The 23,862-nt window shown below is 41.6% G+C and carries 23 protein-coding genes; 20 read left to right on the forward strand and 3 right to left on the reverse strand.

The annotated features are described in order from the left end of the window. The first annotated feature begins 116 nt into the window (after positions 1-116). The 9 genes from proB (at position 117) to pgpA (ending at position 7,474) form a co-directional block, all read left to right on the forward strand. Positions 117-1,253: a glutamate 5-kinase gene (gene proB, locus ACXJY6_RS10085; RefSeq protein ID WP_458768242.1), complete on the forward strand. Its 1,137-nt coding sequence runs from the start codon at positions 117-119 to the stop codon at positions 1,251-1,253. Between the two features lie 13 nt (positions 1,254-1,266). Beyond that, positions 1,267-2,517 (forward strand): glutamate-5-semialdehyde dehydrogenase, encoded by a 1,251-nt coding sequence (locus tag ACXJY6_RS10090; RefSeq protein ID WP_458768243.1) that lies wholly within the window; start codon positions 1,267-1,269, stop codon positions 2,515-2,517. Positions 2,518-2,619: 102 nt separating this feature from the next. Continuing rightward, positions 2,620-3,069 carry a transcriptional regulator NrdR gene (gene nrdR, locus ACXJY6_RS10095; RefSeq protein WP_456050709.1) on the forward strand — a complete coding sequence of 150 codons (450 nt, stop codon included), beginning with the start codon at positions 2,620-2,622 and terminating at the stop codon, positions 3,067-3,069. A 30-nt stretch (positions 3,070-3,099) separates the two neighbouring features. Continuing rightward, complete coding sequence (ribD, locus tag ACXJY6_RS10100; protein WP_458768244.1) at positions 3,100-4,209, forward strand: bifunctional diaminohydroxyphosphoribosylaminopyrimidine deaminase/5-amino-6-(5-phosphoribosylamino)uracil reductase RibD; 1,110 nt, start codon at positions 3,100-3,102, stop codon at positions 4,207-4,209. Positions 4,210-4,215: 6 nt separating this feature from the next. Continuing rightward, positions 4,216-4,869 (forward strand): riboflavin synthase, encoded by a 654-nt coding sequence (locus tag ACXJY6_RS10105; protein WP_456050711.1) that lies wholly within the window; start codon positions 4,216-4,218, stop codon positions 4,867-4,869. A 114-nt stretch (positions 4,870-4,983) separates the two neighbouring features. Continuing rightward, positions 4,984-5,454 (forward strand): 6,7-dimethyl-8-ribityllumazine synthase, encoded by a 471-nt coding sequence (gene ribH / locus ACXJY6_RS10110; RefSeq protein ID WP_456050712.1) that lies wholly within the window; start codon positions 4,984-4,986, stop codon positions 5,452-5,454. Beyond that, positions 5,454-5,921: a transcription antitermination factor NusB gene (gene nusB, locus ACXJY6_RS10115; RefSeq protein WP_456050713.1), complete on the forward strand. Its 468-nt coding sequence runs from the start codon at positions 5,454-5,456 to the stop codon at positions 5,919-5,921. Before ribH ends, nusB begins: the two co-directional genes overlap by 1 nt. A 75-nt stretch (positions 5,922-5,996) precedes the next feature. After that, on the forward strand, positions 5,997-6,974 hold the full coding sequence (gene thiL, locus ACXJY6_RS10120; protein ID WP_458768265.1) for a thiamine-phosphate kinase: 978 nt from the start codon (positions 5,997-5,999) through the stop codon (positions 6,972-6,974). After that, positions 6,971-7,474, forward strand: a complete 504-nt coding sequence (pgpA, locus tag ACXJY6_RS10125; RefSeq protein ID WP_458768245.1) for a phosphatidylglycerophosphatase A — start codon at positions 6,971-6,973, stop codon at positions 7,472-7,474. Before thiL ends, pgpA begins: the two co-directional genes overlap by 4 nt. Before the next feature lie 50 nt (positions 7,475-7,524). On the opposite strand, the gene ACXJY6_RS10130 is transcribed toward pgpA, so the two are convergent. The 3 genes from ACXJY6_RS10130 to map form a co-directional block, all read right to left on the reverse strand. Further along, positions 7,525-8,238 (reverse strand): hypothetical protein, encoded by a 714-nt coding sequence (locus ACXJY6_RS10130; protein ID WP_458768246.1) that lies wholly within the window; start codon positions 8,236-8,238, stop codon positions 7,525-7,527. A gap of 104 nt (positions 8,239-8,342) precedes the next feature. After that, positions 8,343-10,967, reverse strand: coding sequence for a bifunctional uridylyltransferase/uridylyl-removing protein GlnD (glnD, locus tag ACXJY6_RS10135; protein ID WP_458768247.1), 2,625 nt, complete (start codon positions 10,965-10,967; stop codon positions 8,343-8,345). Between the two features lie 103 nt (positions 10,968-11,070). Further along, positions 11,071-11,913: a type I methionyl aminopeptidase gene (gene map / locus ACXJY6_RS10140; protein ID WP_456050717.1), complete on the reverse strand. Its 843-nt coding sequence runs from the start codon at positions 11,911-11,913 to the stop codon at positions 11,071-11,073. 330 nt (positions 11,914-12,243) lie between these two features. Here map and rpsB point away from each other — a divergent pair, with 330 nt between their 5' ends. From rpsB to lpxD, 11 genes are all read left to right on the forward strand, one after another. Continuing rightward, complete coding sequence (rpsB, locus tag ACXJY6_RS10145) at positions 12,244-12,972, forward strand: 30S ribosomal protein S2 (protein WP_456050718.1); 729 nt, start codon at positions 12,244-12,246, stop codon at positions 12,970-12,972. 127 nt (positions 12,973-13,099) lie between these two features. Next, complete coding sequence (gene tsf, locus ACXJY6_RS10150) at positions 13,100-13,945, forward strand: translation elongation factor Ts (RefSeq protein ID WP_458768248.1); 846 nt, start codon at positions 13,100-13,102, stop codon at positions 13,943-13,945. Positions 13,946-14,137: 192 nt separating this feature from the next. Beyond that, positions 14,138-14,863, forward strand: a complete 726-nt coding sequence (gene pyrH / locus ACXJY6_RS10155) for a UMP kinase (RefSeq protein WP_456050720.1) — start codon at positions 14,138-14,140, stop codon at positions 14,861-14,863. A gap of 69 nt (positions 14,864-14,932) precedes the next feature. Then, positions 14,933-15,490 (forward strand): ribosome recycling factor, encoded by a 558-nt coding sequence (gene frr, locus ACXJY6_RS10160; protein ID WP_458768249.1) that lies wholly within the window; start codon positions 14,933-14,935, stop codon positions 15,488-15,490. Between the two features lie 82 nt (positions 15,491-15,572). After that, positions 15,573-16,331 carry an undecaprenyl pyrophosphate synthase gene (locus tag ACXJY6_RS10165; protein WP_458768250.1) on the forward strand — a complete coding sequence of 253 codons (759 nt, stop codon included), beginning with the start codon at positions 15,573-15,575 and terminating at the stop codon, positions 16,329-16,331. A gap of 11 nt (positions 16,332-16,342) precedes the next feature. Further along, a complete protein-coding gene (locus ACXJY6_RS10170; RefSeq protein WP_458768251.1) occupies positions 16,343-17,188 on the forward strand; it encodes a phosphatidate cytidylyltransferase in 846 nt (281 codons plus the stop codon). 16 nt (positions 17,189-17,204) lie between these two features. Next, positions 17,205-18,410: a 1-deoxy-D-xylulose-5-phosphate reductoisomerase gene (ispC, locus tag ACXJY6_RS10175; RefSeq protein ID WP_458768252.1), complete on the forward strand. Its 1,206-nt coding sequence runs from the start codon at positions 17,205-17,207 to the stop codon at positions 18,408-18,410. After that, on the forward strand, positions 18,407-19,765 hold the full coding sequence (gene rseP, locus ACXJY6_RS10180) for a sigma E protease regulator RseP (RefSeq protein WP_458768253.1): 1,359 nt from the start codon (positions 18,407-18,409) through the stop codon (positions 19,763-19,765). Before ispC ends, rseP begins: the two co-directional genes overlap by 4 nt. A 46-nt stretch (positions 19,766-19,811) precedes the next feature. Continuing rightward, a complete protein-coding gene (bamA, locus tag ACXJY6_RS10185; RefSeq protein WP_458768254.1) occupies positions 19,812-22,238 on the forward strand; it encodes an outer membrane protein assembly factor BamA in 2,427 nt (808 codons plus the stop codon). 19 nt (positions 22,239-22,257) lie between these two features. Then, positions 22,258-22,767, forward strand: coding sequence for an OmpH family outer membrane protein (locus tag ACXJY6_RS10190; protein ID WP_456050727.1), 510 nt, complete (start codon positions 22,258-22,260; stop codon positions 22,765-22,767). Positions 22,768-22,783: 16 nt separating this feature from the next. Beyond that, positions 22,784-23,812: a UDP-3-O-(3-hydroxymyristoyl)glucosamine N-acyltransferase gene (lpxD, locus tag ACXJY6_RS10195; protein ID WP_456050728.1), complete on the forward strand. Its 1,029-nt coding sequence runs from the start codon at positions 22,784-22,786 to the stop codon at positions 23,810-23,812. Positions 23,813-23,862: the final 50 nt, after the last annotated feature.

Consider the following 23,862-nt stretch of genomic DNA (forward strand, 5'->3'; position numbering starts at 1 on the left):
ATTCAATCTCGTTGAAAAGGTGCTTATTAGCGCCTTTTTTACTTGTTAAACTAACGCTAGATTGTTAAAACATCGTCTCAAATATTATTAGCTTAACCATAGATAAAAGATAGCTCATGACTACAAAGAAAAGCGAACAACTGCAGCATCCTCAAACGGTGATTGTAAAGTTAGGAACAAGTGTGCTTACTGGTGGAACACTTGCTTTAGATCGCGCCCATATGGTTGAGTTGGTGCGTCAGTGTGCTGAGTTAAAGAAGCTAGGTCACTCAGTTGTTCTGGTTTCATCTGGAGCCATCGCAGCGGGAAGAGAGCACTTAGACTTTCCTGCATTACCTTCTACGATGGCAAGCAAACAACTTTTAGCTGCTGTTGGGCAGAGTCAGTTGATTCAAGCTTGGGAGTCGTTATTTTCGATCTATGGTATTAAGATTGGTCAAATACTATTAACTCGTGCCGATCTTGAAGATCGTGAACGCTTTTTGAATGCGCGCGATACGATTAATGCGTTGGTTGATGGTGGAATTATTCCTGTTGTGAATGAAAATGATGCGGTAGCGACCACCGAAATTAAAGTCGGTGACAACGATAACCTATCAGCATTGGTTGGTATTTTGTGTGGCGCGGACAAATTACTGCTGCTAACGGATCAAAAAGGGTTATTTACTGCTGACCCTCGTAAAGATCCCAATGCTGAGCTAATCAAAGAAGTCACCCGAATTGATGATACCTTGCGCGAAATTGCCGGTGGAAGTGGCACCACGCTCGGTACTGGTGGTATGGCAACGAAGTTACAAGCCGCGGATATTGCTCGTCGTGCTGGTATTGAAGTCATCATCGCAGCCGGAAGAGCAACTAACGTTATATTCGATTCTTTAGGGGACTCACCTCAAGGAACTCGCTTTTTGCCATTGGAAGAATCGTTAGAAAACCGTAAACGTTGGATATTGGCGGGGCCTACAGCATCGGCCGACATTATGATTGACCAAGGTGCCGCTAACGCGGTGACAACCAATGGAAGCAGCTTGTTAGCTAAAGGGGTTATACGAGTTCGTGGTCGATTAGCACGTGGTGAAGTTGCTCGTGTTATTGATAAATCTGGTAAGATTGTCGCTAAAGGCATTAGCGCTTATTCAAGTCAGGATTTGGAAAAAATTCTCGGTAAGCACAGTAAAGATATTCTGGCCATTCTAGGATATGATTTTGGTGCCGAGGTGATACACCGTGATGACATGGTGGTCATTCAAGAATAGATAGGAGTACATCGTGGATTTAACTCTAATGGGGAAAGCGGGCAAAGAAGCGGCTTTTCAACTTGCAACCGCGTCGACCGCTCAAAAAAATCGAGCGTTATCATTGATTGCTGATGAATTGGAAGCACGTTCAGAAGCGATTCTGGCTGCTAATGCAATCGATATTGAACTGGGTCGAGAGGCTGGTTTAACGGAAGCCTTATTGGACCGTTTATTATTGAACGACTCGCGTCTCAAAGGTATTGCTTCTGATGTTCGTAACGTCATTAACCTCAATGACCCCGTTGGAAGTGAAATCGATAGCCGTGTACTCGAAAATGGTATGAGCCTCGCTAAGCGACGTGTCCCTCTTGGTGTGGTGGGGGTGATCTATGAAGCTCGCCCTAATGTCACGATTGATATTGCTGCATTGTGTTTAAAAACCGGAAACGCGAGTATTCTTCGTGGTGGCAAAGAAACGTTCAACTCTAATATGGAATTGGTTAACGTTATCCAAGCTGCATTAGAAAAGGCCGGTTTGCCAGCCGCTTCTGTTCAGTATATAGAAAAGCCAGATCGTGAGCTTGTTGGGCAATTGCTTAAGCTCGATCAGTTCGTCGATATGATCATTCCTCGTGGTGGTGCTGGACTACATAAAATGTGTCAGGAAAATAGCACAATCCCAGTCATTATAGGTGGTTTTGGTATTAGCCATATTTATGTTGATGCGAATGCGGATCTTGAGCGCTCACTTGATGTGGTTGAAAACTCGAAAGTTCAGCGTCCGTCTGCGTGTAATTCGTTGGATACGTTACTGGTGCATCAGGATATTGCAGAGTCATTTTTGACAAAACTCGCAGTACGACTAAACGATCAAGTCTCATTCGTTGCGACACCAGAAGCAAAAGAGTTAATGCCGATGGCGAAAGAGATCCGCGATGTAAAAGACGGCGATTTCGATACTGAATGGTTAAGTTATACTCTTGGTGTCAAAGTTGTTGCCGATGTGAATGAAGCCATTGATCATATGCGTGAACATAATGCGAGTCACTCTGATGCCATTATGACGAATGACTTAAACAATGCAGAACTGTTTATTAATTCCGCTGGTTCTGCTGCGGTATATGTTAATGCATCTACCCGCTTTACCGATGGCGCGCAATTTGGCCTTGGTGCCGAAGTTGCGGTCTCAACTCAAAAGCTGCATGCTCGTGGTCCGATGGGATTAGAAGAGCTCACCAGCTATAAATGGGTAGGAAAAGCAAACTATCTTGTTCGTTCTTAGTTTTATCTCGTGATCTAACATGCAAAGGGGCTATTTAGCCCCTTTTTGCATTTCTTCCGTTTTCCATTTCCGCTACACTCGTCTTATTCATGTGGAGGTTATATGCATTGTCCTTTTTGTTCTGAAACTGATACTAAAGTAATCGATTCCCGCTTGGTTGCCGATGGGCATCAGGTACGTCGTCGGCGTGAGTGTGTGGCGTGTCATGAGCGCTTTACCACGTTCGAAACAGCGGAATTAGTGATGCCTCGGATTATTAAATCTAATGGTAACCGAGAACCATTTAATGAAGAAAAAATGATGGGTGGGATTTTACGAGCACTAGAAAAGCGCCCTGTTAGTGCCGATGCTATCGATATTTCGTTAAGTTTGATTAAGTCGCAACTGCGGGCGACAGGTGAACGTGAAGTGCCGAGTGATTTAGTTGGAAATCTTGTCATGGAACAATTAAAAGAGTTAGATAAAGTTGCATATATCCGTTTTGCTTCCGTTTATCGTAGTTTTGAAGATGTGCGAGAATTTGGTGAAGAGATTGCCAAACTACAAGACTAGAGACGATAACAATAGAAGCGAGTTGGTTTAATGTCAGAGTTTTCGTTGTTCGATTATAAGATGATGAATCGCGCGATTCATCTCGCTAAACAAGGACGCTTTACCACAGCTCCTAATCCTAATGTCGGATGCGTTATCACCAACGATGAACATATTGTTGGTGAAGGTTACCACGCAAAAGCAGGGGAGCCTCATGCTGAAGTTCATGCTCTACGACAGGCTGGGGCAAAAGCCAAGGGCGCGACAGCTTACGTAACATTAGAACCTTGCTCTCACTATGGGCGAACACCGCCTTGTGCGGAAGGGTTAATTAAAGCTGGAATCGTAAAAGTGGTCTGTGCCATGAGTGATCCCAATCCTTTGGTTGCTGGGAACGGCTTTCAAATGCTTCGAAACGCCGGAATCGATGTGGCTATTGGTTTACTTGAATCCGATGCCGCCGCGTTGAATCCCGGATTTATTAAAAAGATGAGTTCGGGATTGCCTTATGTTCAACTAAAAATGGCAGCAACCTTGGATGGTCAAACCGCTTTAGCCAATGGTAAAAGCCAATGGATCACTTCAGCAGCAGCTCGCCAAGATGTTCAAGCTTATCGAGCGATAGCTGGGGCGATATTGTCGACCAGTCAAACGGTTATTGCTGATAACGCTTCTTTAGCGGTGCGTTGGCATGAATTACCGGATTCAATTCAAGCGAATTACCCTGAATCACAATTACGTCAGCCCCTTCGCGTTATTCTCGACCGCCAACAGAAGCTTACTCCGGATTTACGGATTTTTAATGACGGTAGTCCCCCGATTATGACGGTGGCTGAAAAGTCAGGAGATATCATTGTAGATGTTGATTCTCAAAAACAGTTAAACCTTGAAACTCTATTGAAAACACTCGCGACCGAGCAGCAAGTTAATCATGTTTGGGTAGAGGCTGGTGCGACACTAGCAGGATGCATGATTCGTCAAAATCTGGTTGATGAAATTGTGCTCTATTTAGCGCCTAAATTGATAGGCAGTGATGGGCGAGGGTTGTTTGGAGAGTTAGGATTAACAGAAATGAGCGACGTCATTGATTTAGAGATTCAAGAACTCACTAAAGTCGGGCCTGATATTAGAATCGTTGTCCGACCACAATATAAGAATTAATTAAATATGTTTACAGGTATTGTAGAAGCCGTTGGATCCCTAGCTGCGTTGACAGCAAAAGGTGAAGATATCAGCATTCGAGTGAATGCGGGTGTATTGGATATGAGTGATGTAAAGCTTGGTGATAGCATCGCAACCAATGGGGTGTGTTTGACTGTTGTTGCGATGACATCGACCAGTTATACCGCCGACTTATCCGTTGAAACACTAAATAAAACTGGATTTGCTCACTATAAGGTGGGCGACGATGTGAATTTAGAAAAAGCGATGTTGCCGACAACACGGTTTGGTGGGCATATTGTCTCGGGGCACGTGGATGGTGTTGGAACAATAATTGAGCGAAATAGTGTTGGACGGGCCATTGAGTTTTGGGTTGAAATGCCAAGCTCGCTTAGTAAATATGTTGCTGAAAAAGGGTCCATTACTGTTGATGGAATAAGCTTAACAGTGAATGATTTACGTAAAAACGCCTTCAAATTAACCATTGTGCCACACACATCATCAGAGACTACAATCAATGATTTTCAAGTGGGACGCAAAGTAAATTTGGAAGTCGATGTAATGGCTCGTTATTTAGAGCGATTAATTGGAGCGAAACAAGAAGCAGAGCCTGATTCCGTACTGACGATGGACTTTTTGCAAAAACACGGCTTTGCTTAGGTTTTCGTTGCAATAACTCGCTATAGTAAAGGTTAATTAGCAATAGATATTGCTCGTCGAATTGTGCTAGAATCCGGCGATTCTCATGGGTGAACAGAGTTTGAAGGAAAGTTTATGAAAGTGATCGAGGGTGGTTTTCCAGCACCAAATGCAAAAATAGCTATCGTTATATCTCGTTTTAATAGTTTTATTAACGACAGGCTTCTTGAAGGTGCAATCGATACTTTAAAGCGTCATGGGCAAGTTGCTGATGATAATATTACTATCGTTCGCTGTCCTGGAGCTGTAGAGCTTCCGCTTACGGCCAAAAAAGTGGCTATGACCAATAAATTTGATGCCATTATTTCTCTTGGCTCTGTTATTCGTGGAGGCACGCCACATTTTGATTATGTATGTAGCGAATGCAATAAAGGTTTAGCGCAGGTTTCAATGCAGTATGACCTTCCTGTTGCCTTTGGTGTATTGACGGTTGATACCATCGATCAAGCTATCGAACGAGCAGGTACTAAAGCTGGAAATAAAGGCGAAGAAGCGGCACTTAGCGCGCTAGAAATGATTAACGTTCTTGCAGAGATTGAACTCTAATGGGTGCACGTGTGAAACCACTTTCGCGTCGTAACGCTCGCCAGTTTGCATTACAGGCTATCTATTCATGGCAAATTACCAAGGATGATGTTGCAAATATCGAAGCGCAATTTCTTTCAAATGGTAAATATGACGATGAAGAGCACAGCGCTCAAGAACCTTCGTTGCAGGCACCTGAAACAGATGTTGAATATTTCCGTAATTTGCTTACTGGAGTCGTGCTAAACGTTACTGCTTTGGATGCAAAGATTCGTCCATATACGTCTCGTCCAATGCAAGACCTCGATATGATGGAGCTCGCTTTGTTACGTTTGTCCATGTACGAAATGACACAGCGTGATGATGTGCCGTACAAAGTAGTGATTAACGAAGCAATCGAACTTGCTAAAGTGTTTGCAGCAGAAGATAGTCATAAGTTTGTAAATGGTGTGCTTGATAAAGCGGCACCACATGTACGAAAGAAATAGTCGTAAATTTTAAAGAAAGGCCAGCCAATGCTGGCCTTTTTTCTATGTGTTAAACCTGTTTGGCTAGGAAAAGAGATGTCTGGGGAATTTAGTTTAATTAATCGCTATTTTATAAAGAAGCAGTCCGAGCGCAAAGATGTCCACCTTGATATCGGTGATGATTGTGCCATCGTTAAAGTCCCTGAAAACAGTCGTTTGGCGATTACGACTGATACCATGGTTGCTGGAACTCATTTCTTGCCTGACGCCAACCCTAAATGGATTGCTCATAAAGCATTAGCTTCAAATATTAGTGACTTAGCTGCGATGGGAGCAAGGCCTGCATGGTGCTCGTTAGCGATTTCTCTGCCAGATATAGATGATGCGTGGCTTGAAAGTTTTAGCGCTGCTTTTTTTGAGTTAGCCGATTACTATAATGTAAAACTTATTGGCGGTGATACAACAAAAGGGCCTCTTAGTATCACGTTGACACTTCATGGTTTTTTGCCTAATGACTATGCATTGACGCGGCATAATGCAAAAGCTGGAGATTGGATATATGTCACAGGAACACTTGGAGATAGCAAAGCTGGGTTGGATGTTATCCTAGATAACGCTCTCCGTTCTCAACCTTCTTCTGATGTACTTGAACAGAGACATTACCTTTCTACACCAAGGGTATTATTGGGGCAAGCTTTGCTCAATGTGGCCAGTTGTGCAATTGATATTTCTGATGGGTTGGTTTCAGATATTCAGCACATCCTGACTAGCTCAAATGTTGGCGCGACACTCAATGTTGAACATTTACCTATTTCTGATGAACTGGTTGGTTTTCTCAATAACGATCGTGACAAAGCACTGCAATATGCATTAACAAGTGGAGAAGAGTATGAACTTTGCTTTATCGTATCTCCATATAATATTGAAGCTCTAGAAAGCCATCTTAGTCATTGCAACACACCTTACCAATGCATTGGCCAAATTCGTGGCAAAGAAGGTCTAGAGTTGCATTCAGATGGGCAAGCTTTAACATGGCAACTATCTGGCTTTGATCACTTTGGAATATCAGTATGAATAACCCTAAACAGCTTCTTCGCTTATCAAATCCATGGCATCTTCTTGCTGTGGGGTTTGGCAGTGGGTTGTCTCCCTGGATCCCAGGAACAATGGGGACACTTGCCGCGGTTGTTCCATACCTAGCGCTAGCTCATTTACCTTTCTGGGCTTATATTGTTGTGTGCATTGTGGGCTCATGGGTTGGAATTACAATTTGCCAGAAAACTTCTGATGATATGGGCGTACATGACCATGGCTCTATTGTCTGGGATGAGTTTATTGGGTTGTGGATCACTATGTTAATTGTGCCTATTTATGGGCTTAACCCTTATGAATGGCAGTGGCTTATTGCCGGGTTCATCTTATTTCGCTTTTTCGACATGCTGAAGCCTTGGCCAATTAGTTGGCTTGATAAAAGAGTGCATGGCGGGTTTGGAATTATGATAGATGATATTGTTGCTGGGATTATCTCTGCGATTTGCTTAGCAGGACTAGGGCATTATTTAGCTTGGATTTAAAAGATCTCGTTGAATGAGATCTCTATGTTCTAACTGGCTTTTGATGAAAACTATTGGTATTTTTTCCAATCAAACTCTAGCGAGTTCAGTACTTCCTGTATTTCCTCGGTTTGGAGTGTGTGTTTTTCTCTATTTTTAGGTGAACAGCGTACACTATCTATTTTTCCATTATTTGGAAGTGTTACTTTATCAAAATGGAAATGATCACAAATTTTATCGATTACTCGTTGTGGTTCGAGTTGTAACGATTCATAACAAAGAATGAGTACTAGTTCAGGGTTTTTCTGTTCTAATTCACTCCACTTTTTATAGTATTGATCCCACTCTAATAAATATTTCTCTTTCCAATCTGGATCAGAGAGCGATGACCAGTCTTGCTTTTTTCCCCAAGAGTACACACTTTCAAGCCAACTCTCAGGTGTTTTAAATAACACAATGTGGGGATGATCATCTGGATATTTACACAAGTAATTTAATTCATGAATGGAGTTCACTTGGTAATAGTTAAGAAAAGATTCTCTATCCATGAAGATAGAGGATTTATCGTCCATTAATCGAAAGTGCTTGTGTGCCGGATGGTTTCTATAAGGGTCATAGGCATTTGAAACGTTGATAGATGTTTGTTTCAGTAATTGACATAAGTAGTTGGTCCCCGAGCGCTGTATTCCACTATGAGACAAGTCTGTACGATTTAAGTTTTTATACTTAAATTTGAGCATAGACAGGTTATCAGCTAACACTCGCCTCATGGACAATCCTTTCATTGAAACCGTTTCCTTTAAAATAGAATACCGTACTTTAAACGTACCACTACATATAAGATAGCTCAGTATATTTAATAATAGAAAAATATTTATGTGGCGAAATGTTAATTGGGCAATATTTCAGATACGTTTTCTATTATCATTTTGCTGAGAGATTGCTCTTGCTCTTCCGTTAGTCTTGTGTAGTCTTTGTTCGTTAATATAAATAGATCTTCAGCTCTCTCCCCCAACGTTGAAATTTTTGCTCCATGAAGAACGAAATTATTTTCAGCAAACGTTGCCGCGACAGTTGCAAGTAACCCTGGCATATCAAGGGCGACAAGTTCCACCAATGTGTGTTTTTTTGTTTTCGTTGGTAAAAAATCTACTTTGGTTCTTACTTTAAAGTGTTGAAGGTTGCTAGGTGCACGGCGCGTTTTATTCAGAATCGGTTCTCCTTTTAGGATTGCCGATTCAATGTGTTCGATCAGTAAACTATGACGTTCAAGATCGATCGCTTCACCATGTTGGTCGAGGACCATAAAAGTATCGAGAACAAAGCCGTCTTTACTTGTCATAATTTGCGCATCGTGAACGTTAAGACCTCGACGATCTAGTTCAGCCACGATAGCGGCAAATAGTGCTCGTTGATCTTTGGTATAAACGAACACTTCGGTTCCACCACGCGTTGCTCTTTTACTCATTAAAATTAATGGTTTGTTATGGTCATCGTGATTAAGTATATGAATACAATGCCAAGCAATTTGCTGGTGAGTGTGGCGAAGAAAGTAGTCGGCTTTAAATCGTTGCCATAACACTTCGATTTCACGAGCAGTAAACCCTTCTTTTCTTAATAAAGCAGAAGCAAGTTGCTGGTTATGACGAATTCGTTCGCGGACATCAACAGGGTTCTCCAACCCGCGTCGAAGTGCGCGTTTAGTCGAATAGAATAATTCTGCTAGCAGTGTCCGTTTCCAACTGTTCCAAAGCTCAGGATTTGTTGCGCAAATATCAGATACGGTCAAGCAAACAAGACATTCCAAATACTCTTCATCACGAACAGTTTTAGCAAATTCTATGATGACTTCTGGATCGTATATATCGCGCCGTTGTGCTGTTACAGACATGAGAAGGTGATTTTTAACAAGCCATGACACTAGCTTCGCTTCTGGCTTTGATAAACCGTGTTGAATACAGAAGGTGTATGCTTCTAGTGCGCCGATCTCAGAGTGATCACCCCCTCTGCCTTTTCCAATATCATGAAATATTGCGGCTAAAATGAGTAAATCGCGACGTTTTAGCTTTGGAAATAATTCACAACAAATTGGGTGTTTTTCGTTGTTTGCAGGATCTGAGAAAACGTGCAGATTATTAAGTACTCGAATACTGTGTTCATCGACTGTGTAGACATGGAAAAGGTCAAACTGCATTTGACCAACAATATGACTCCATTGAGGTAAATAAGCTGCTAACACGCCATGACGATGCATTAAGTCAAGAGCTTTAGTCAAACAGTTAGGGTGACGAATAAGCTCAATGAATTTGTCTCTTGCTTCAGGAATCGCACAAAGAAACTTAGTTAGGCGACGTCGAGCTGACCTTAGTTCACGCATGGTAGATGGCGTGATGCCCGTAATTGATGAGTCGTCAGCAATATGAATGAACATATCGAGAATTGTTTCTGGGTGGTCATTAAATAAATTATCAATTCGGCAGTCTATCAGCGCGCCACTACGCTGAAATTGGTCATTGATAATTTCAATATCCAAATCGTCTTCATCATGTAAGATCGCAAGGTCAAATAACTTAATGAGCATTTTATTGAGTTCGGCGACGCGACCTAAGGTACGATAGAACTCTTTCATCATTTTTTCGACAGCTTGGTTTCCTTCCCCAATAAACCCTAGGCGTCGAGCGACGGGTTCTTGGTGTAAGAAGGTTAACCGGTTGTCATAGCGTTTTAATTCGAGATGAAGGGCAAAGCGCACTCGCCATAGGAAATCCTGACATTCACTTAATTCGCGGTACTCAGCATCGGTAAGAAAACCATATTTACTCATTTCAATCAGTGACGTGGCACCGAAATGACGACGTGCAATCCAACTTAGAGTGTGTATATCTCGTAAGCCGCCGGGGGTTGATTTAATATCCGGTTCTAGGTTGTAAGTTGTATCGTGAAAGCGAGAGTGGCGTAAACGCTGTTCTTCGACTTTAGCCTGAAAAAACGTTTCTGTTGGCCAAAACGATTCAGATAATATCATTAAAGTCATTTTATGAAAGTTGCTTTCACTACCGACAATAAAACGTGCTTCTTGAAGGTTGGTTGCTACCGACAGATCTTCTCTGCCAATTTCAGAGCATTGATTAATCGTGCGGACAGCATGGCCAATTTCAAGTCTCAAATCCCACAAGAAAGTGATAAAATCGCTCACCTTACTTTGTATTTCAGGCGCTATTTCTTCTTTTGATAATATAAGAATGTCAATATCGGAAAGCGGGTGAAGTTCTTTACGTCCATAGCCACCAACGGCTACCAGACTGATATCTTCAACGGTATCGAACCCAAAAAAACGCCATAAACGTATCAATATTTGGTCTATATATTCTGCACGACCATAAACTAAATCAGTAACCGATTGTCGGTTAGAGAACAGGTCCTTCTGATGCTCTCCAAATTTGTCGAGCTCGTCTTTGAGTTTAGAGGTTGTGATGTCAGCATCAGGTATAGTCGACGGCGTTTGATAAAGCATGATTCGAGTCCGTAGATGAGTAAAAAACTAAGTGAGTAACTTATCAAAGATAGCACTAAAAAAAAATCCCTGCTCAATCAGGGATTTTTTATGTCATCGTTAATTAAGAATTTTTCATTATCCGCGGGATAGTTTCGTCTTTTCGTAAAGTGAGTACTTCACACCCTGTCGCAGTGACTAATAACGTATGTTCCCATTGAGCGGAGTTTTTTCCATCAGCGGTATAGACTGTCCAGTTATCTTCATCATCTAAACGACAACCGAATTTTCCTGCGTTAATCATAGGCTCAATAGTAAATGTCATGCCTTCCCTAAGAACGGTTTTATCTCCGTTACGGTAATGCACAACTTGTGGTTCCTCGTGAAATTTATCTCCGATACCGTGGCCGCAATAATCCTTAACAATAGAAAACTTAGTGCGAGGGTTATTTTTATTGTTAGTTTTTATGTATTTTTCTATTGCAGTACCGATTTCTCCAAGTTTGGCTCCGGGTTTTACTTGTTTCATCCCAATATAAAGAGCTTCTTGTGCAACAATGGAGAGACGTTTATCTTCTGGCGACACTTCGCCAATGAGAAACATGCGAGAAGTATCGCCATGATAACCATCTTTAATCACAGTAATATCAATGTTGAGGATATCGCCATCTTTTAATACGGCAGGGCGACTAATTTGACCAAAGGTCGAGTCTTTTGTTGCCGGTATTCCATGACAAATAATGTGATTAATCGAGGTGCAAATCGATTTTGGGAAACCATGATAATCCAAAGGAGCAGGAATTGCGCCTTGAACTTCTGTAATATATTTATGACAGATTTGATCAAGTTCCTCTGTTGTTACGCCAGCTTTAACGTAGGGTTCGATCATTTCTAGTACGTCAGCGGCAAGTTTGCCTGCAACACGCATTTTTTCGATCTCTTGGGCTGTTTTTATTTTAACTGACATAGGTATTCTCTAATTTTTCGGGGACACTTAAAGTGCAAACTGATGTATTGTAGCAATCGACCGAATGATCGCAACAAATCTAATGTGAATATAGCAAATATCAGCAGTTGCTAACCTTATGTTTCGCTATTTTTTACTAGCCAAAATGCTGTGAAATATGATATAAAGCGCGCCGGAATAGATTGCGTATCTCTAATGTGCGTTACGTGATTTTTCCACACACACTAATTGTAAATCACACACATTTCGTCACGTGTTCCGGGGTGCTCTCAATTTAGAGGGTCGGATGCATGGGAAATGTGGAGGCCTAACCCCATAGAGGATTTTAAAATGGCAACTGTATCAATGCGCGATATGCTTAAAGCTGGTGTTCACTTCGGTCACCAAACTCGTTACTGGAACCCAAAGATGAAACCATTCATTTTTGGTGCTCGTAGCAAAGTTCATATCATCAACCTAGAACAAACTGTACCAATGTTTAACGACGCTCTTGCTGAGCTTGCTAAAATCGGCGAGAAAAAAGGTAAAGTTTTATTTGTAGGTACTAAACGCGCAGCATCTGAAGCTGTTAAAGAAGCAGCTATTGCGAGCAACCAATACTACGTTAACAACCGCTGGTTAGGTGGTATGTTGACTAACTGGAAAACTGTTCGTCAGTCAATCAAACGTCTTAAAGAACTAGAAGCTCAGTCTTCTGATGGTACTTTTGATAAGCTAACTAAGAAAGAAGCTCTAATGCGTACTCGCGAAATGGAGAAGCTTGAGAAGTCTCTTGGTGGTATCAAAGATATGGGTGGTCTACCTGACGCTCTATTTATCATCGACGCAGATCACGAGCACATCGCGATTAAAGAAGCGAACAATCTAGGCATTCCAGTAATTTCTGTTGTAGATACCAACTCTAACCCAGATGGTGTTGACTTCATTATTCCTGGTAACGATGATGCTATCCGCGCTGTTCAACTATACTTGAATGCTGCAGCAGCATCTATCAGCGAAGGTCGTAACAAAGACGTCGTAGCAGTAGCTGACAAAGATGGTTTCGTTGAAGCTGAATAATTAGCGGCTCTGAATCATACTTTATTTTTGTTTATTTTTAGCATTAATAAGGTAAAAGTTAGTATTGGGGGCCATAAGATCGGCCCCTGATTTTTATCTCATCCAGAATTTAGTCGAGGAATATAGAATGGCTGTAACTGCTGCTCTAGTTAAAGAACTGCGCGACCGTACCGGCGCGGGCATGATGGAATGTAAGAAAGCGCTTGTTGAAACTGAAGGTAATGTTGAACTAGCGATTGAAAACATGCGTAAAAGTGGTGCTGCAAAAGCTGCTAAAAAAGCAGGTAATACAGCGGCTGAAGGTACTATCATCATCAAACAAGGTGAAGGCGTTGCTGCTCTTGTAGAAGTAAACTGTCAAACAGACTTTGTTGCTAAAGATGGTAGCTTTGTTGCATTCGCAAATGAAGTTGCTGACGCTGCGTTAGCGGGCAAAGCATCAATCGAAGAGCTACAAGCTCAATTCGAAGATGCTCGTATCGCACTTGTTGCGAAAATTGGTGAAAACATCAATGTTCGTCGTGTAGAGTATGTTGAAGGCGAAGCTATCGCAACTTACCGTCACGGTGAGCGTATCGGTGTTGTTGTTGCTGGTACTGCAAGTGACGAAGAAACGCTTAAGCACATTGCTATGCACGTTGCTGCATCACGTCCAGAATATGTTAACCCTTCTGACGTTCCAGCTGAAGTTGTCGCTAAAGAGCGTGCAGTTCAAGTTGATATTGCAATGAACGAAGGTAAGCCACAAGCGATCGCTGAGAAAATGGTTGAAGGCCGTATGAAGAAATTCACTGGTGAAGTTTCTCTGACTGGTCAACCATTTGTTATGGAACCAAAGAAATCTGTTGGTGATGTTCTGAAAGAGAAAGGTGCAACTGTAAGCACTTTTGTTCGCCTAGAAGTAGGTGAAGGAATTCAGAAAGACGAAGGCATGAGCTTTGCTGAAGAAGTAGCAATGGTAACAAAAGGCTAATTGTAGTCATTGCGTATAAATTAGAGACCGTAGCCTAGAGCTGCGGTCTTTTTACGACTAACGTAGTCAGATGTTAATCGTGATGCATCGAATTTTGTTTAATCGAGCGTTGTCTCTTGGCAATTTGTTCGCAGTACTAAAAATTCAATCCATGACGGTTAATAACAACTCTCTTAATTGAAGGTAAACTCCATGACGACGAATCCTAAACCCACATATCAACGTATTTTATTAAAACTTAGTGGCGAAGCATTACAAGGCGACGAAGGTTTTGGTATTGATCCAACTATATTGGATCGTATGGCACAGGAAGTTAAAGAACTGGTTGAACTTGGTGTTCAAGTCGGTGTGGTGATTGGTGGCGGAAATCTATTCCGTGGTGCCGGCCTAGCACAAGCTGGTATGAACCGTGTTGTTGGCGACCATATGGGTATGCTTGCAACAGTTATGAATGGTCTAGCAATGCGAGATGCGTTACATCGTGCCTATGTGAATGCTCGTGTTATGTCAGCGATTCAACTTAAAGGTGTATGTGATGACTACAACTGGGCCGATGCTATTAGTCAGTTGCGTCAAGGTCGTGTTGTTATTTTCTCTGCCGGGACTGGTAATCCATTTTTCACGACAGACTCAGCGGCTTGTTTACGTGGTATCGAAATAGAAGCGGATATTGTTTTAAAGGCAACTAAAGTTGATGGTGTTTACACCGCAGATCCTGTTGCTAACCCTGATGCCGTTTTGTGTGATAAGCTGAGTTATAATGAAGTTCTTGATAAAGAATTGAAAGTTATGGATTTAGCTGCTTTCACTCTAGCTCGTGACCATAATATGCCGATTCGAGTTTTTAATATGAATAAACCAGGTGCGTTACGTCGAGTCGTTATGGGTGAGGCTGAAGGCACTTTGATTGCTGAGTAATTAACACTCTGTGATCAGTAAGAGCGCGACAGCATAAGCAAGAAATAGATATAAGATAAAGGTGACATAGTGATTAATGAGATAAAAAATGATGCACAAGAACGCATGGATAAAAGCGTCGATGCTCTGAAAAACAGCTTGTCGAAAGTTCGAACTGGCCGTGCGCATCCAAGTCTTCTAGCGGGTATTTCAGTTGAATACTACGGTGCTTCTACACCTCTAAACCAAGTTGCAAACGTTATGGCAGAAGATGCACGTACATTAACGATTACCGTTTTTGATAGCGAGCTTACGCCAAAAGTAGAAAAAGCGATTATGGCATCAGATTTAGGTTTAAATCCAATGTCGGCCGGTACCGTTATTCGTGTTCCAATTCCTGCGCTAACTGAAGAACGTCGTAAAGACCTTGTTAAAATTGTTCGTGGCGAAGCTGAAAGTGGCCGAGTTGCTGTACGTAACATACGTCGTGATGCGAACGGTGACTTTAAAGCGTTACTTAAAGAAAAAGAAATTTCTGAAGATGAAGATCGCAGAGCGCAAGAGGAAATTCAAAAATTAACCGATATCGCGGTTAAGAAAATCGATGACGCCTTAAGTGCAAAAGAAAAAGAGCTAATGGAAATTTAGTTCATTTTTAATATGAGGCAGCGCTGGTATAAACAACTCAGCGCTGTTTTACTATTCCATTCAATCTATTCAAAAGTCCCTTATGCAAAACGTTCAATCGTTACCTGATGATGCTATTCCCAAACACATTGCCGTTATTATGGATGGTAATGGGCGTTGGGCGAAAGAAAAAGGTAAACCTCGTGTCTTTGGCCATAAAAATGGTGTTAGAGCGGTTCGTAAAACCATCGCTTCTTCTGCGAGGCTTGGAGTTCAAGCTGTAACTCTATTTGCGTTTAGCAGCGAAAATTGGCGACGACCACAAGATGAAGTGGGCGTATTGATGGAGCTGTTTCTTTCCGTCCTTGCGAGCGAAGTGAAAAAGCTCCATAAAAATAACCTTCGTTTGAGAGTTATAGGTAATACATCTCGGTTTAGTGACAAGCTTCAAGCTAAGATAGCCCAAGCAGAGCAAATGACGAGTGACAATACTGGGATGGTTGTGAATATCGCTGCAAATTACGGTGGTAAGTGGGATATTACCTCGGCCACACAGCAAATTGCCGCTCTTGTCAGTGATGGGAAGATACAGCCATCGGAAATAAGTGAAGAGTTGGTACAACAGTTCTTAACGATGAGCGATCTACCAGAAGTCGATTTACTTATTCGTACTGGTGGAGAGCGTCGGATCAGTAACTTTATGCTTTGGCAAATGGCCTATGCTGAACTCTACTTTACAGATGTTTATTGGCCTGATTTTGATGAAGATAATTTGGTTGAAGCGGTGACTTGGTTTGTCAATCGAGAGAGGCGTTTTGGTTGCACTGGTGACCAAGTAAAAGCATTAATGGATAAAAAATAAAGGTTTAGGATTTGAAACAACGAATAATTACCGCCTTGGTTCTTGCTCCTCTTATAATCTTGGGGATTTTTAAACTGCCTTTTGTCGCTTTTGTCGCCTTTATTGCAGCAATAACTTTGATAGGGTTTTGGGAGTGGTCGCAGTTTGTTGGTGGTTCTTCAAGAAAAGTGGCGATGATTCCTGGTGCTGCCTTGGGATTGATACTTGTTATTTTTGCTTATCCCCAACTCTCTTTTTCTCATTCAATTTCCGCTTTCCATCAAGTACTTCTTACTATTGGTGTTATTTGGTGGATTTGGGCAAGCTATGCAGCATTAAATTTTCCTAGCTCCTCTCGATGTTGGGAGAAGAAAATAACGCTTAAGCATTTATTTGGGCTTCTCACTCTATTGCCCTTTTTCTGGAGTGTTGTTTTGCTACGTTCAGAAGGTTTGGACAATGACCCATCTCATGGTGCCAAACTTGTTTTGTTCGTTTGCTTAGTTGTTTGGACTGCTGATAGCGCTGCTTATTTTACTGGTCGCCGATTTGGTAAACGTAAAATGGCACCGAATGTCAGCCCTAATAAAACTATCGAAGGCCTAATTGGTGGAGTTGTCGCTGCGGTCTTCATTGGCTGGATTGTTGCTCATTGGTTTGATATCCATTTTTCAAATTACCTTGTTATGGTTATAACGATTCTAATGACTGTTGTTTTATCGGTATTAGGTGATTTGGTTGAAAGCATGTTCAAACGAGTTTCTGGAATTAAAGACAGCGGTTCTTTGATTCCTGGCCATGGCGGTATATTGGATAGAATCGATAGCTTAACATCTGCTTTCCCAGTATTTGCTTTCCTTTATTTCCTGCTTAGCTAACTGAACCGAGAGTATTATGCGTCGAATTACAATCCTTGGAGCAACAGGGTCTATTGGTGCTAGCACATTAAGAGTGATAGCAAAAAACCCAGAACAGTACAAAGTTGAAGCACTGGTTGCTGGTAACAATGTTGATAAAATGGTTGAGCTTTGTGCCGCTTGGTCTCCTAAGTACGCGGTAATGTCGAATGAACTGGCCGCAAAACAGCTAACCCATAAACTCGCGCATTTGTCGCTGTCGACTGACGTTCTTTTTGGCTCTCAAGCAATGTGTGATGTAGCGGCGTTAGATAACGTTGATATGGTGATGTCTGCCATTGTAGGTGCGGCGGGCTTATTGCCAACTATGGCCGCGGTAAAAGCAGGAAAACGAGTATTGCTCGCGAATAAAGAAGCATTGGTAATGTCCGGACAACTCTTTATTGATGCTGTTGAAAAATATGACGCGCAACTGCTTCCCGTTGATAGCGAACACAACGCGATATTCCAGTGCTTGCCTTCAGAAATTCAACAAACACTTGGCCGTTGTCAACTCGCGCAGCATGGTATTTCTAATATATTACTCACAGGCTCTGGTGGCCCATTCCGCTATAGCGATATTGAAGAGTTGACCAGTGTCACTCCGGCCCAAGCTATCGCTCATCCAAACTGGTCTATGGGCCCAAAAATTTCAGTTGATTCGGCAACTATGATGAATAAGGGCCTGGAGTTTATTGAAGCAAAATGGCTTTTCAATACAAGCCAAGAACAGTTGAAAGTATTAATTCATCCTCAATCCGTTATTCACTCTATGGTTCAGTATCGAGATGGTTCTGTGATCGCACAAATGGGAGAGCCAGATATGGCTACTCCGATTGCATTGACTATGTCATATCCAGAAAGAATCGATGCAGGTGTAAAGGCTCTCGATTTCACTCAATTAAGCGAACTGACGTTTATGGATATTGACGACAAACGTTACCCTTGTTTAAAACTCGCTATGGAAGCGTGTTTTGTCGGGCAACATGCTACGACAAGCCTTAATGCCGCGAATGAAGTTGCTGTCGATGCGTTTCTCAAAGGGAAAATTCGTTTTACCGATATTGCAACTATTAGTGAAGTTGTGTTGTCGAAAGTTCACGGACATAAAAATGTTGATGTAACATCATTGGAAAGTTTGATAGCACTGGACAATGAAAGTCGATCATTGGCCCATTTGGTTGTAAAAGAGCGAGCACTATGAGCAGTATAATTTGGAACTTTGCATCGTTTATTGTCGCCCTTGGTATATTAGTTACTGTACATGAGTTCGGACACTATTGGGTTGCCCGTAAATGTGGAGTGAAGGTCGAGCGTTTTTCTATTGGTTTTGGTAAGTCACTTTGGCGTCGAATAGGTAAAGATGGTACTGAGTATACCATCGCTTTAATTCCATTAGGTGGTTACGTCAAGATGCTTGATGGTCGTGTAGATGATGTGCCAGAAGAACTCTCTGACTCAGCTTTTGATCGTAAACCTTTGTGGAAACGAGCTGCTATTGTGGCGGCAGGACCTGCCTTTAATTTCTTGTTTGCTATCTTCGTACTTTGGCTGGTTTATTTGATCGGTATTTCGACGGTGAAACCCGTCATCGGTGAAGTCACACCTCAATCTATTGTTGCTCAAGCTGGTTTAGAGCCAAAGATGGAACTAAAGGCAATTTCAGGCGTCAGAACACCGGACTGGGAATCGGTTAACATGGAAATTATTTCTCACATTGGTGAGAGAGAGCTCAGTTTAACTGTGTCATCAGATGATTTGATAGGAACAGAACAAGAGATAAAAGTAAACTTGTCGGATTGGGAATTCGACCCTGAAACCGAATCTCCAATGACAACCTTAGGTTTTACTCCATTTAGCCCTGAAATATTTACTGAGCTTGGGCTTGTTAGTGATGATGGCGCTGCTCATCTTGCTGGTTTGTTAGAGAGCGATATTATTCGCTCTATTGATGGTGTGGAAATTAAGACATGGCAAGAAATTGTCGATATCGTCAGAGGTAGTCCTGAAAAACCATTAAGTTTGATTGTTGAACGAGATGGGCAGAGTAGAACATTACTACTCACTCCAGGAGCCCGAACACTGTCAAATGGTGATGTGATAGGCTTTGCTGGCATTGCACCAAAAATGGCAGAGTGGCCAGAAGAGTATAAAATTGATTTGAAATTTGGACCGCTTGAGTCGATGTATAAAGCTGTTCAAAGAACGGGGCAGCTAATTGATTTGACCGCGACAATGTTGGGTAAGCTAATCTCGGGTGATATTGGGCTAAATAATTTAAGCGGACCTATTTCTATTGCGAAAGGCGCTGGTACAACTGCTGGGTTCGGCGTCGTCTATTTTCTCAGCTTTTTAGCCTTAATTAGTGTTAATTTGGGAATTATTAATTTAGTACCTTTACCTATGCTAGATGGCGGGCATTTAATGTTCTTCGCTATTGAAGCAGTAATAAAGAAACCTGTTTCAGAACGCATTCAGGAAATGGGGTATCGTGTCGGTGGCGCAATTATCTTTTCGATGATGGCGATTGCGATTTTTAACGATTTTGCACGACTTTAATAACATTACAACACCTATGTTGTATAACGGAACAATAAGAATAACGATGACGATAAAGAAGCTACTTTTGGCCACATTGCTTTTTAGCAGCCTCCCAACAAGTCTTTCAGCCTATGGTGCAGAGGCTTTTGTGGTTAAGGATATTCAATTCGATGGTTTACAGCGCGTTACCTTAGGTGCGGCATTATTGAAAATTCCTGTCCGGATTGGCGATACTATGGATTCTCAGGATGTTGCCAATACCATTCGTGCACTTTATGGCTCTGGGAATTTTGAGTCAGTTGATGTTTATCGTGATGAAGGCGTGTTATTGGTTCGAGTACAGGAACGCCCAACAATTTCTGATGTAACCTTTTCTGGGAATAAGGCAATCCAGGATGAGCAATTACAGCAGAATCTAGAAGCTTCTAATGTTAAAGTTGGCGAAGCACTTGATCGCACTGCACTTAGCAATATTGAAAAGGCACTAGAAGATTTTTATTACAGTGTTGGTAAATATAACGCAACAGTTAAGGCTGTTGTGACCCCTCTACCTCGTAATCGTGCTGATTTAAAGTTTGTATTTTCTGAAGGTGTATCAGCAAAAATACAACAAATTAACTTCATTGGTAATCAAGTCTTTAGTGATGATAAGTTGCTAGATTTATTCGATTTGAATTCCGATGTCGCGTGGTGGAATATTTTATCAAATGAAAAGTACCAAAAGCAGGTGCTCGCAGCGGATCTAGAAAAATTAAAGTCTTATTATTTAGACCGCGGGTATCTTAAGTTTAACGTAACCTCAACCCAAGTCTCAGTCTCCCCTGATAAAAAAGGTGTTTACATCACCCTTGCTATTGACGAAGGCAAGCCTTACACGGTGAAAAATGTATCATTCAATGGTGAACTGATAGGTAAACAGCGTGAGCTCTCGGAGTTGGTCCCGTTTGAAAGTAATGATATTTACCAAGGGTACAAGGTTACAGCACTCGAAGAAGATATCAAACGGATGCTCGGAGAGGCAGGGTATGCATTTCCGAAGGTTCATACTCAACCTGAATTTAATGATGATACACAAGAGGTTTCGTTAGCGGTTAATCTGGATGCAGGTGATCGAATCTATGTACGCGAAATTCGTTTTATGGGTAACACTAACACCAAAGATGAAGTTTTACGTCGTGAAATGCGTCAGATGGAAGGCACGTGGCTAAATGCAAAAGCCATTGAAACAGGTAAAACGAGACTTAACAGACTTGGTTATTTTGAAACTGTGAATGTTCAGACTCAAAGAGTTGCTGGCTCGAGTGACCAAGTTGATATTATTTACAGCGTTAAGGAAACCGAATCAGGAAGTCTTAACTTTGGTATCGGATATGGTACTGAGTCTGGTGTTAGTTTCCAGGTCGGGATTAGCCAAGATAACTATTTAGGATCCGGAAACAGTGTCGGCATTAGTGCTACGACCAATGATTATCAGCAAAACATATCGTTAAATTATACAGATCCATACTGGACTATTGACGGAGTAAGTTTGGGCGGAAAAGTCTTTTTCAATGATTTTGAAGCATCTGAAGCCGGTATCGTGGATTATAATAACCAAAGTTATGGCGTAAGTTTAACGTGGGGTTTTCCATTTGATGAACTTAATCGGTTCTCGTTTGGTTTGGGTTATACACACAATAAAATTGGTAACTTATCGCCTTACGTTCAGGTTGAGAACTTTCTTGTCGCACAAGAAAGTAACATTAATAGTGATGGTGATTTAGTTACCAATGATTTTACAATCAGTGCCAATTGGACGCGAAATAACCTTAATAGAGGCTACTTTCCTACGGAAGGTAATTACCAAAGAGCCTCTTATAGTATGACCACTCCAGGGTCCGACACTGCATACTTTAAGCTTCAATATGATGTTCGTCAGTACTTCCCGTTGACGGAAGAACACAATTTTGCTTTATTGCTACGCAGTCGATTGGGATATGGCAATGGGTATGGTCAAACGGATGGACAAGATAATTTGCTGCCATTCTATGAGAACTATTATGCTGGAGGTTTTAGCACATTGCGTGGCTTTGGCTCCAATTCTGTGGGCCCTCGAGCGGTATATCAAAGTTATGCGGACAGCAATAATGGTTCAATTTATGTAAGTGATGACTCTGTCGGAGGTAATGCCGTTGTCAACGCTAGCATCGAATTGATCGTACCAACACCATTTGCGTCTGAAGAAGCTCAAAGTCAAATTCGTACGAGCGTATTTTTTGATGCGGCAAGCGTGTGGGATACCGAATACGATTACTCATCTATTAGTGCCAATTATGGTGATGAGTATTATTATGACTTTTCTGACCCAACAAATTACCGTTCATCGGTTGGTGTCGCTTTGCAATGGATATCTCCAATGGGACCTTTAGTATTCTCTATAGCTGAGCCTATTAAGAAGTACACTGGTGATGACGAAGAATTCTTCTCATTTACTATTGGTAAAACGTTCTAAAATCAATAAGGGTATAATTTTGAACAAATCAATTAAAGCACTAGTCATCGGGCTATCATTAGCCTCTGCTTCACTTTCATCAATGGCTGTTGAAGCGGCTCAAAAGATTGGCTACGTCAATACAGCTAAAGTATTTCAAGCCCTGCCTCAGCGTGAAATTGCTCTGCAAAAAATTCAAGCAGAATTTAAAGATCGTGCACAAGAGCTAAAAAATATTGAAAATGACATTAAGACAAAGGCTGAAAAGCTAAAGCGTGATAGTTCATTGATGAGCCGTGAAGAAGTGGATCAATTACGCATTGAGTTGGGACAACTTGATAGTAGCTATAAGATTAAAGGTCAGGCTTTTAAACAAGCATCTGCTAAGCGCGAAGCTGAAGAAAACCAGAAGTTAGCGAAGATTATTGGTGAAGCGGTCAATAAAGTCGCTGATAAAGAAAAATTTGACCTAATCATTGATGCTCAAGCCGTTCGTTACGCTAAGTCTGAGTTTGATATCTCAGACAAAGTGATTAAAGCTATAAAATAACGCAAAGTAGACTCCAATGAAGAAAATTACGCTAGCAGAAATTGCCACATTAACCGGTGGTCAGTTATTTGGGGATCATGAATTAGAAGTTCATGCAGTCGCTCCGATGGATAAAGCAGGTGAGGGAGAAGTGACATTTTTGTCTAACCCTCGTTATGCTAAATTTTTGGCGCAGTGTAATGCATCGCTGATTATGGTTAAAGAGCAACAAAAAGATCTCTGCCTCGGCAACACTTTAGTGGTTTCAGATCCTTATGTGGCTTTTGCTAAACTTGCTCAAGCTTTGGATACTACACCTTCAATGGCGAGTGATGGCGTTCATTCGTCGGCGGTAATTGCAGGAGACGTATCTATTGGTGCGAATGTATCTATTGGAGCGAATAGTGTTATTGAGTCTGGTGTTTCACTTGCAGATGATGTTGTCATTGGCGCAGGTTGTGTGATTGGAAAAAATGCAGTGCTTGGCCGTGGAACCCGCTTATGGGCAAATGTAACGGTTTACCATAATGTTGATATTGGACATTCGTGCTTAGTTCAATCAGGTACGGTTATCGGCTCTGATGGCTTTGGTTACGCAAACGAAAAAGGTGAGTGGATAAAAATACCTCAGCTTGGATCCGTTAAAATCGGTAATCGAGTCGAGATCGGTGCAGGAACAACGATTGACCGTGGCGCACTAGAAGATACGATTATTGAAGACAATGTTATTATCGATAATCAAATCCAGATAGCTCACAATGTTCAAATAGGATATGGCTGTGCAATGGCTGGTGGAACCATTGTTGCCGGCAGTACCAAAATTGGTAAATATTGTATTATTGGCGGTGGCGCGGTGATTAATGGCCATATTGATATAGTTGATGGTGTAACTATTACAGGAATGAGTATGGTTATGCGTAGCATAGAGGAAAAGGGCGTATATTCCTCTGGTGTGCCAGTTCAAACTAATAAAGAGTGGCGAAAAATGGCGGCTCGGGTGCATCGAATTGACGAAATGCATAAGCAGTTAAAAGTAATACAAAAAGAGTTCGATAAAGAAGAATAGATAAAAATTTCTTTATCATTAAAAAGGTTCGCGAATTGCGAGCTTTTTTT

It is taken from the genome of Vibrio phycocola (assembly GCF_054404255.1).